This is a genomic window from Achromobacter sp. RW408, assembly GCF_003184165.1.
Classification (GTDB): Bacteria; Pseudomonadota; Gammaproteobacteria; order Burkholderiales; family Burkholderiaceae_B; genus Achromobacter; species Achromobacter xylosoxidans.
The window spans coordinates 856962-865968 of sequence record NZ_QHHO01000046.1 but is presented as its reverse complement, the minus strand read 5'-3'; the positions used below and the strand labels follow the sequence as shown (position 1 = coordinate 865968).

The 9007-nt window shown below is 69.4% G+C and carries 7 protein-coding genes and 1 pseudogene; 4 read left to right on the top strand and 4 right to left on the bottom strand.

Annotated elements, in window-relative coordinates:
• The 3 genes and pseudogenes from DK459_RS14080 to DK459_RS14070 form a co-directional block, all read right to left on the bottom strand.
• Positions 1–209, bottom strand: a pseudogene (locus DK459_RS14080) (Zn-dependent hydrolase); the annotation flags it as partial.
• Between the two features lie 26 nt (positions 210–235).
• Positions 236–1630: an MATE family efflux transporter gene (locus DK459_RS14075; protein WP_006384497.1), complete on the bottom strand. Its 1395-nt coding sequence runs from the start codon at positions 1628–1630 to the stop codon at positions 236–238.
• Between the two features lie 121 nt (positions 1631–1751).
• A complete protein-coding gene (locus tag DK459_RS14070) occupies positions 1752–2543 on the bottom strand; it encodes an enoyl-CoA hydratase/isomerase family protein (protein ID WP_024068482.1) in 792 nt (263 codons plus the stop codon).
• 139 nt (positions 2544–2682) lie between these two features.
• Between DK459_RS14070 and DK459_RS14065 the strand changes: the two genes are divergently transcribed.
• A complete protein-coding gene (locus DK459_RS14065) occupies positions 2683–3594 on the top strand; it encodes an SDR family oxidoreductase (protein ID WP_038503232.1) in 912 nt (303 codons plus the stop codon).
• Here the strand turns inward: DK459_RS14065 and DK459_RS14060 are convergent.
• A complete protein-coding gene (locus DK459_RS14060) occupies positions 3558–4283 on the bottom strand; it encodes a TetR/AcrR family transcriptional regulator (protein WP_006384909.1) in 726 nt (241 codons plus the stop codon). The genes DK459_RS14065 and DK459_RS14060 overlap by 37 nt on opposite strands.
• A 117-nt stretch (positions 4284–4400) precedes the next feature.
• Between DK459_RS14060 and DK459_RS14055 the strand changes: the two genes are divergently transcribed.
• The 3 genes from DK459_RS14055 to DK459_RS14045 all read left to right on the top strand — a co-directional run bounded on the left by DK459_RS14055 (position 4401) and on the right by DK459_RS14045 (position 8782).
• Positions 4401–6023, top strand: a complete 1623-nt coding sequence (locus tag DK459_RS14055) for an acyl-CoA synthetase (protein WP_054449370.1) — start codon at positions 4401–4403, stop codon at positions 6021–6023.
• A gap of 173 nt (positions 6024–6196) precedes the next feature.
• Positions 6197–8053: a phosphoenolpyruvate carboxykinase (GTP) gene (locus DK459_RS14050; RefSeq protein ID WP_006384907.1), complete on the top strand. Its 1857-nt coding sequence runs from the start codon at positions 6197–6199 to the stop codon at positions 8051–8053.
• Positions 8054–8152: 99 nt separating this feature from the next.
• On the top strand, positions 8153–8782 hold the full coding sequence (locus DK459_RS14045; RefSeq protein WP_110134823.1) for a class I SAM-dependent methyltransferase: 630 nt from the start codon (positions 8153–8155) through the stop codon (positions 8780–8782).
• The last annotated feature ends 225 nt before the right edge of the window (positions 8783–9007 follow it).

Sequence of the window (9007 nt, the reverse complement as noted above, 5' to 3'; positions counted from 1 at the left end):
CCGATGAGGTTGCCGCCGGCGTCCAGGCGGGTGGTCAAACCCGCGGCCTCGAATTCACCGCGCAGCCAGTCGCGTGCCTCGAGGAACAGCGGCGAAAAGGCGCGGCGGGTCCAGGGCTGGTCGGGCAGGGTGTAGCGTGACAGGGTCTCGACACGCTGCCAGAGGCGCGCGGCGTTCAGGGGGGGAAAAACGGGTGAGGCGGTGGGCATGGAGGTTCCAGGAATTGCATCGGCGATTATGGCATGTGGGACACGCGCCGCCCCACCAATCCCAGCGAGGCGCGCCGGGCCCAGCGCTGCATCATCAGCACCGCCACCACCGCCAGCCCGATGGCCAGTCCGCTCCAGATGCCGACCCCGCGCCAGCCGGCCTGGAAGGCCAGCCAGGCGCCGCAAGGCAGGCCCACGCCCCAATAGCCGATCGCCGCGTAGATCATCGGCACGCGGGTGTCGTGCAGGCCGCGCAGCATGCCGGCGCCCAGCACCTGCGCGCCATCGACGATCTGGAACACCGCCGCCACCGCCAGGTAGCTGACCGCGAAGGCCAGCACCTTGGCGTTGGCCGGATCGTGCACGTCCATGAACACCGACACCAGCGCGTACGGCACGGTCACCATCAGGGCCGCGGCGATCACCATCGAGCCGATGCCCAGGCCGAATGCGCTCCAGCCGGCGCGCGTCACGCCGACGCCGTCGCCCGCGCCCTGGGCATAGCCGACCCGCACCGTGGCCGCCTGCGCCACGCCGTAGGGGATCATGAAGGTCACGCTGGCGATCTGGATGGCGATGGCGTGCGCCGCCAGCTCGGCCTCGCCCAGCCAGCCGATGAGGAAGGCGGCGGCGTTGAAGATGGTGACTTCGAACGCGGTCGCCACGGCGATCGGCAGGCCCAGCTTCCAGAACGCCCGCAAGCGCTGCCAGTCGGGTTGGAGCAGGCCGCTGAACAGCCGGTAACGGCGAAAGCGCCGGTCGCGCAGCACCACGATCACCATGCCCACGAACAGCGACAGGCTGGCCAGCGCGCTGGCCACGCCGGCGCCGATCAGGCCCATGGCCGGCGCGCCCAGGTTGCCGAACACCAGCACCCAGTTGCCGAAGACGTTGAAGAGGATCGCGCCCACCGCCACGATGAAGGCCCAGCGCGGCTGCTGCAGCGCGGCCACGAATGAGCGCAGCACCAGGAAGCCCAGGAACGGCGGCATCGCCCACAGCAGCGCCCGCAGGTACTGGCCCGCCGGCGCGGCCAGCTCGGGCGGCTGGCGCAACAGCAGCAGGATGTGCTCGCCGAACCACAGCGCCAGGCAGCCCGGCACCGAGATCAGCACCGCGCTCCAGAAGCCCTGGCGCACCGTGCGGCGCACCTCGCGCACCGAATTGCGGCGCGCGCCCTCGGCATGCGCGGCCATGGGCGCGGTGGCGCTGACCAGGCCCAGCGCGAAGAACGCGATCGCCGAATACAGGTTGGCGCCCAGCGCGCTGGCCGCCAGCGGCTGCGAGCCCAGGTGGCCGATGAACATCACGTCCGTCACTGTCATCGCGATCTGCGCCAGGTTGGTCAGCACCAGCGGCAGGCTGAGCAGCAGGGTAGCGGTGATTTCACGTTTCCAGGCGGCGCGGCGAAGGGCGGGCATGCGGCTTCTCTTGTGGACGAAGCCCGCATCTTAAACGTCGTTCGGGGTTAACCCGGATATTTCCCCTGGTCCGCGCGGGACATCGCGTTGACGCGTCCACGCGCGGGGCTCATGCCGCGCGTCAGGGCGCGCGCCAGGCCGGCGGGCGCTTTTCCAGGAAGGCGCTCACGCCTTCGCGCGCTTCCTCGGAGGCGCGCACCGCGGCGATGCGCTCGACCGAATCGGCCACCAGCGCATCATCCAGCGGCTGGCCGGCGAAATCCCGCACCAGCCGTTTGCTGGCCTGCACCGCCTGCGGGCCGTTATCGCACAGCGCGCGGCAGACGGCGCCGGCCTCGTCCTGCAACCGCGCCAGCGGCACGACGCCGTGCAGCAGGCCCATGCGGTATGCGGCGGCGGCGTCGAAGCGTTCAGCCGTCAGGAAGTAGCGGTTGGCCGCGCGTTCGCCCATGGCGCGGATCACGTACGGGCTGATGGTGGCCGGCAGCAGGCCCAGGCGGGTTTCCGACAGGCAGAACTGCGCGTGATCGGCGGCGATGGCGACGTCGCAGGCCGCCACCAGGCCCATGCCGCCCGCGTAGGCGTCGCCGTTGACCGCCGCCACCACGGGCTTGGCGCAGGACCAGATGGCGCGCAGCATCCGCGCCAGGCGGCCGGCGTCGGCGCGATTGTCGGCGTCGCTCAGCGTGGCCATCTTGCGCATCCAGTTCAGGTCGCCGCCCGCGCAGAACGCCTTGCCCGCGCCGGTCAGCAGCAGCACCCGCACGGCCGGATCGTCCGCCGCCTCGCGCACGGCCGTGGTCAGCGCCGCGATCAGCGTCTCGTCGAAGGCGTTGCGCATGTCCGGGCGGTTCAGCGTCAGTCGGGCGATGGGGCCGTCGCGGTCCACCAGCAGCGGGGGCGGGGTACTCATGCGGGTCTCCAGGTTATTGATTGGTGCTCAATTAATAACCTGATACTGCGTATTGTTTCCATAGGGTAATACGCGAGTCACGCGTGTTTTCGGGTCGGATATTGAGTTATCCTCAAAAAAAATGTCAACGGAGCGAGACATGCACCATCCCCCCGACGGCGCCGCCGCGACGGCGCGCTACGCGTCGGTCTTCCGGCCGGGCCTGTTCGACGGCAAGACCGTCATGGTCACCGGCGGCGGCAGCGGCCTGGGGCGCTGCACCGCGCACGAGCTGGCCTCGCTGGGCGCGCGCCTGGCGCTGGTGGGCCGCAAGCCGGAAAAGCTGGAGGCCGCGCGCGATGAACTGGCGCGCATCTATCCCGAGGCCGCCGACCGCATCACGCTGCACGCCTGCGACATCCGCGGCGAAACCGGCGTGCGCGGCGCGGTGGCCGACGCGCTGGCCGCGCATGGCGCCATCGACGGCCTGTTCAACTGCGCCGGCGGCCAGTTCCCGGCGCCGCTGGAGCAGATCAGCTTCAATGGCTGGAACGCGGTGGTGCAGAACAACCTGCACGGCACCTTCCTGATGGCGCGCGAGGTCTACACCCAGCACATGCGCCAGCACGGCGGCGCCATCGTCAACATGCTGGCCGACATCTGGGGCGGCATGCCCGGCATGGGACACTCCGGCGCGGCCCGCGCCGGCGTCTGGAACCTGACCGAAACGGCGGCCTGCGAATGGGCCCATGCCGGCGTGCGCGTGAACGCGGTGGCGCCCGGCTGGATCGCCTCAAGCGGCATGGACAGCTACGACGAGGACTACCGCGCGGTGTTGCGCGGGCTGGCCGCCAAGGTGCCGTTGCAGCGCTTCGGCACCGAAGCCGAACTGGCGGCGGCGGTGGTGTTCCTGCTGTCGCCGGCGGCGGCCTTCATCAACGGCAGTGTCATCCGCGTGGATGGCGGCGTGCCCAACGCGCGCCACTCCTGGACCCTGCCGCCAGCCGCGCGCGGCGAGACCTACGACGGCTTTCCTCAGTACTCGCCGCCGTCCTTGTTCTCGGCGGACTGAAGCCGATGCAGGGCGTCTTGCACCTCGCCCCGGAATTGCGCCAGCGCCAGCGCGTCGCGGCGCGGCGGCTGCAACGCCTGCCACAGGAAGTCGACCAACTGGTCGGCGGTGGCCGCCACGTCGACCCGCGTGCCGCGCAGGATGGCGTCCCACAGCACATGCTCCATCGGGCCATAGACTGCCGATCGCAACAGGCGCAGCGGCATGTCCTGGCGCACGTGGCCGTCGGCCTGGCCCTGCGCCAGGATGCGCATCAACGGCGCGGTGTAGCGCCGCTGCAGGCCGGCGTAGATTTCGCCGAAATCGTCATTGCGGGCGCGGCCCTCGGACAGGATGAAGGCGCACAGCCCGGTGCCCTCGGCCAGCAGGTGGCGCAGGTGCGCATGCACCAGGTAATGCAGCTGGGCCCGCGCGCCCTGCACGTGCGGCAGGTAGTCCTCGACCTTGGCGATGATCTCGTCGTACCAGTCGCTGATGACGCGCACGCACAGCTCGCGCTTGCCGCCGAAGTAGGTGAACACCGTGCCTTCGGACACGCCCAGCCGCTGCGCGATCTCGGTGGTGGTGGCGGCCTGGAAGCCGGCCTCGGAGAACACCTGCCGCGCCACCCGCAGGATGTCCCGTATCCGTTGCTCGGACTTGGCGCTGGCCGGCGGGCGGCGCATCGGGACGGCGGCGGTTTTTTCCATGGGTACGGCGGGGCGATGGGAAGTGGCCAGGGCTTACTATCATACCGACCAAAATAGCGACCAAAATAGCGGCCAGGACCGCGACCAAAAGAACAACGACACGGAGACCGATTCATCATGCTGTCCAGAACCGAAACCTACGCGCAGTTGGCGTCCTCCTTCCAATGGCGGGTGCCGGCGGCCTACAACATCGGCGTGGACGCCTGCGACAAGTGGGCCGACGGCAGCGGCCGCCTGGCGCTGATCCACGAGAAAAGCGACGGCAGCCAGACGCGCTACAGCTTCGACCAGATCAAGGCGCGCGCCAACCAGCTGGCCAACGCGCTGCGGCGCCAGGGCGTGCGGCGCGGCGACCGGGTGGCGGTGTACCTGCCGCAGGCGCCCGAGACCGCCGTGACCCACATCGCCGTCTACAAGATGGGCGCGGTGGCGGTGCCGCTGTTCACCTTGTTCGGCGTCGACGCGATCCAGTACCGCCTGGCCGACAGCGGCGCCGCCGCCCTCATCACCGACGCCGAGGGCTGCCGCCGCCTGCAGGAGATCCGCGCCACGCTGCCGGCCCTGAAGACGGTCTATTGCATCGACGGCCCGGGCGAGGGCGGGGCGCTGCCGCTGCACGCCTCGCTGGACGCCGAATCCGAGCAGTTCGAAGCCGAATCCACCGCGGCCGACGATCCGGCCGTCATCATCTACACGTCGGGCACCACCGGCAAGCCCAAGGGCGCGCTGCACGCCCATCGCGTGCTGCTCGGCCACCTGCCGGGCGTGGAGATGTCGCACGAATTCTTCCCCGAGCGCGCCACGCTGATGTGGACGCCGGCCGACTGGGCCTGGATCGGCGGCCTGCTGGACGTGCTGCTGCCGGCCTGGCACCACGGCGTGCCGGTGCTGGCGCGGCGCTTCGAGAAATTCGACGGCGCCGCGGCCTTCGATCTGATGGCGCGCCATGGCGTCACGCACACCTTCCTGCCGCCCACCGCGCTCAAGATGATGCGCGGCGTGGCCAATCCGCCGGCGCCGGATGCGCTGGCGCTGCGCTCGGTGGCCAGCGGCGGCGAATCGCTTGGCGCCGAACTGATCGACTGGGGCCGCCGCGTGCTGGGCGTGACCATCAACGAGTTCTACGGCCAGACTGAATGCAACATGCTGGTGTCGTCGTGCTCATCCCTGTTCGAGCCGCGCATCGGCAGCATCGGCCGCGCCGCGCCCGGACACCGGGTCGCCATCGTGGACGAGCAGGGCGCCGAAATGGCCGATGGCCAGGAAGGCAATATCGGCGTATTGCGGCCCGATCCGGTGATGTTCCTGGGCTACTGGAACAACCCGCAGGCCACCGCCGAGAAATTCGCCGGCGATTACCTGCTGACCGGCGACATGGGCGTGCGCGACGCCGACGGCTTCATCCGCTTCGTCGGCCGCAACGACGACGTCATCACCAGCGCCGGCTACCGCATCGGCCCCGGCCCCATCGAAGACTGCCTGCTCGGCCACCCCGCGGTGCGCATGGCGGCCGTGGTGGGCGTGCCCGATGCCGAGCGCACCGAGGTGGTGATGGCCTACGTGGTGCTGCATGACGGCGTGGCCGGCGACGAGGCGCTGGTCAAGGCGTTGCAAGCGCACGTGCGCACCCGGCTCGCGGCCCACGAGTACCCGCGCCGCATCCGCTTTGTAACCAGTTTGCCGACCACGGCCACCGGCAAGATCATCCGCCGCTCGCTGCGCGACGGTAGCCACGCATGAGGGCGGCGGACGCGACAAGCGCCAATGAAACAGTGACAAACCCGGTGACAAACTCGTCCGTTTGGTCGGGTTGACGGCCTGCCCGGCGCTGCAAGTATGATGGCGCAAACATGTATACGGCCCCAGTCAAACGGGGCCGTATCGCCATTAGCCTTAGTATGGAGATAACCCTAATGAATAAGCCCTTGGACGGGGGCCTGGCGGCCTTGAACGTACCCGCGTACGTCAAGCACCGCGGCCTGATCGACTGGGTCGCCAGCGTGGTGGCGCTGGCCAAGCCGGATCGCGTCGAGTGGTGCGACGGTTCGCAGGAAGAATACGACCGCCTGTGCGAACAGATGGTCCAGGCCGGCACCATGCGCCGCCTCAACCCGGCCAAGCGGCCCAATTCATTCCTGGCCTGTTCGGACCCGTCCGATGTGGCGCGCGTCGAGGACCGCACCTTCATCTGCTCCGATCGCGCCGAGGACGCCGGCCCGACCAACAACTGGGCCGACCCGGCCGAGATGCGCGCGACCTTGAACGGCCTGTTCGACGGCGCCATGCGCGGCCGCACGCTGTACGTGGTGCCGTTCTCGATGGGCCCGCTGGGTTCGGACATCGCCCACATCGGCGTCGAACTGTCCGACAGTCCCTACGTCGTGGTCAACATGCGCATCATGACGCGCATGGGCAAGCAGGTCTACGACGTGCTCGGCGCCGACGGCGACTTCGTTCCCTGCGTGCATTCGGTCGGCAAGCCCCTGGCCGCCGGCGAGGCCGACGTGGCCTGGCCCTGCAACGCCACCAAGTACATCGTGCATTTTCCCAAGAGCCGCGAGATCTGGAGTTTCGGCTCGGGCTACGGCGGCAACGCGCTGCTGGGCAAGAAGTGCTTCGCGCTGCGCATCGCCTCCACCATGGGCCGCGACCAGGGCTGGCTGGCCGAACACATGCTGATCCTGGGCGTGACCTCGCCCAAGGGCCGCAAGTACCACGTCGCCGCCGCCTTCCCGTCGGCCTGCGGCAAGACCAACTTCGCCATGCTGATCCCGCCGCAGGGCATGGACGGCTGGAAGGTCACCACCATCGGCGACGATATCGCCTGGATCAAGCCGGGCGCCGACGGCCGCCTGCACGCCATCAACCCCGAGGCCGGCTATTTCGGCGTGGCCCCGGGCACCAGCGAGCAGACCAACTTCAACGCCATGGCCACGCTCAAGGCCAACGTCATCTTCACCAACGTCGCCCTGACCGACGACGGCGACGTCTGGTGGGAAGGCATGACCGACACGCCGCCCGCGCACCTGATCGACTGGCAGGGCCAGGACTGGACGCCCGCCATCGCCCGCGAGACCGGCCGCAAGGCCGCCCACCCCAACGCGCGCTTCACCGCTCCGGCGGCGCAGTGTCCGTCGATCGACCCCGAATGGGAAAACCCGCAGGGCGTGGTGATCGACGCCTTCATCTTCGGCGGCCGCCGCTCCACCACCGTGCCGCTGGTGACCGAGGCGCGCAACTGGGTCGAAGGCGTCTACATGGCCGCCACCATGGGCTCGGAAACCACCGCCGCCGCCGTCGGCCAGCAGGGCGTGGTGCGGCGCGATCCGTTCGCCATGCTGCCGTTCTGCGGCTACAACATGAGCGACTATTTCACGCACTGGCTCAAGCTCGGCAAGCAGCTCGAAGCCGCCGGCGCCACGTTGCCGCGCATCTACTGCGTCAACTGGTTCCGCAAGGGCCCGGACGGCAAATTCGTCTGGCCCGGCTTCGGCGAGAACATGCGCGTGCTGCGCTGGATGCTGGGCCGCATCGACGGCCAGGCCGGCGGCGTGGACCAGGTGTTCGGCATCTCGCCCAGCTACCAGGACATCGACTGGACCGGCCTGGAATTCAGCCCCGACAAGTTCGAACAGGTCATGTCGGTCGACGACGGCGCCTGGCGCGACGAACTGGCGTTGCACGACGAACTGTTCGGCCAGCTGGCCCAGGGCCTGCCGGAAGACCTGCCCGCCACCAAGGCCAGGATCGAAGGGCGCCTGGCCGCCTGAGGCCGGGCAGACCAAGCCGGCCGCGCCTAAGCCGGCCGCGCCCGATCCCAAACCCGTGCTCGGTGACGTGCGCGGGTTTTTTTACGGCACAATCGTCCCATGAAACTCGACGCCGAAGACCTCGCCAAGATCACCACGCTGACGCTGGCCCACTACGAAGAAAGCGCCCGGTCCTTCGAGGAAGGCACGCGCGATCACGACGTCAGCCAGAACATCGCCGCGCTGCTGCGCCACATCGAGGGCGAGCCGCCCTGCGACATCCTCGACCTGGGCTGCGGCCCCGGCCGCGATCTCAAGACCTTCACCGCCCTCGGCCACCGCGCCGTCGGCCTGGACGGCACCCCCAGCTTCGTCGCCATGGCCCGCGCCGCCAGCGGCTGCGAGGTCTGGCACCAGGACTTCCTGCGCCTGCACCTGCCCGCCGCCCGCTTCGACGGCATCTTCGCCAACGCCGTCCTGTTCCACGTTCCCACGCAGGAACTGCCCCGCGTCCTGCGTGACCTGCGCGCCGCCCTCAAACCCCGCGGCGTCCTGTTCAGCTCCAACCCCCGCGGCGGCAACCAGGAAGGCTGGAACCGCGGCCGCTACGGCGCCTACCACGACCTGGATGGCTGGCGCACCCTGCTGCAAGCCGCGGGCTTCGAAGAACTCGAACACTACTACCGCCCCGACGGCCTGCCCCGCGAACAACAACCCTGGCTCGCCAGTGTGTGGAGAAGGGTGGACTGATCGCACGACGCGATACACGCGTCCCCGGCGCGCAGCGCATTCGCCACCCCATCAAACGCCTGGACGCCAATCTTGGCCGCCCGCGCGGCCAAGATTGGCAGCCCTGAAAGTTCCATTCCCTGCACACGGGTCCAGCAGCGCGACAGATCGGGAGGCCGCCTGCCCGAGGGGCGACCTACGAAGCACCTCCTCCCAAAGCCACAACTCCCCCGCCCGCATACATAC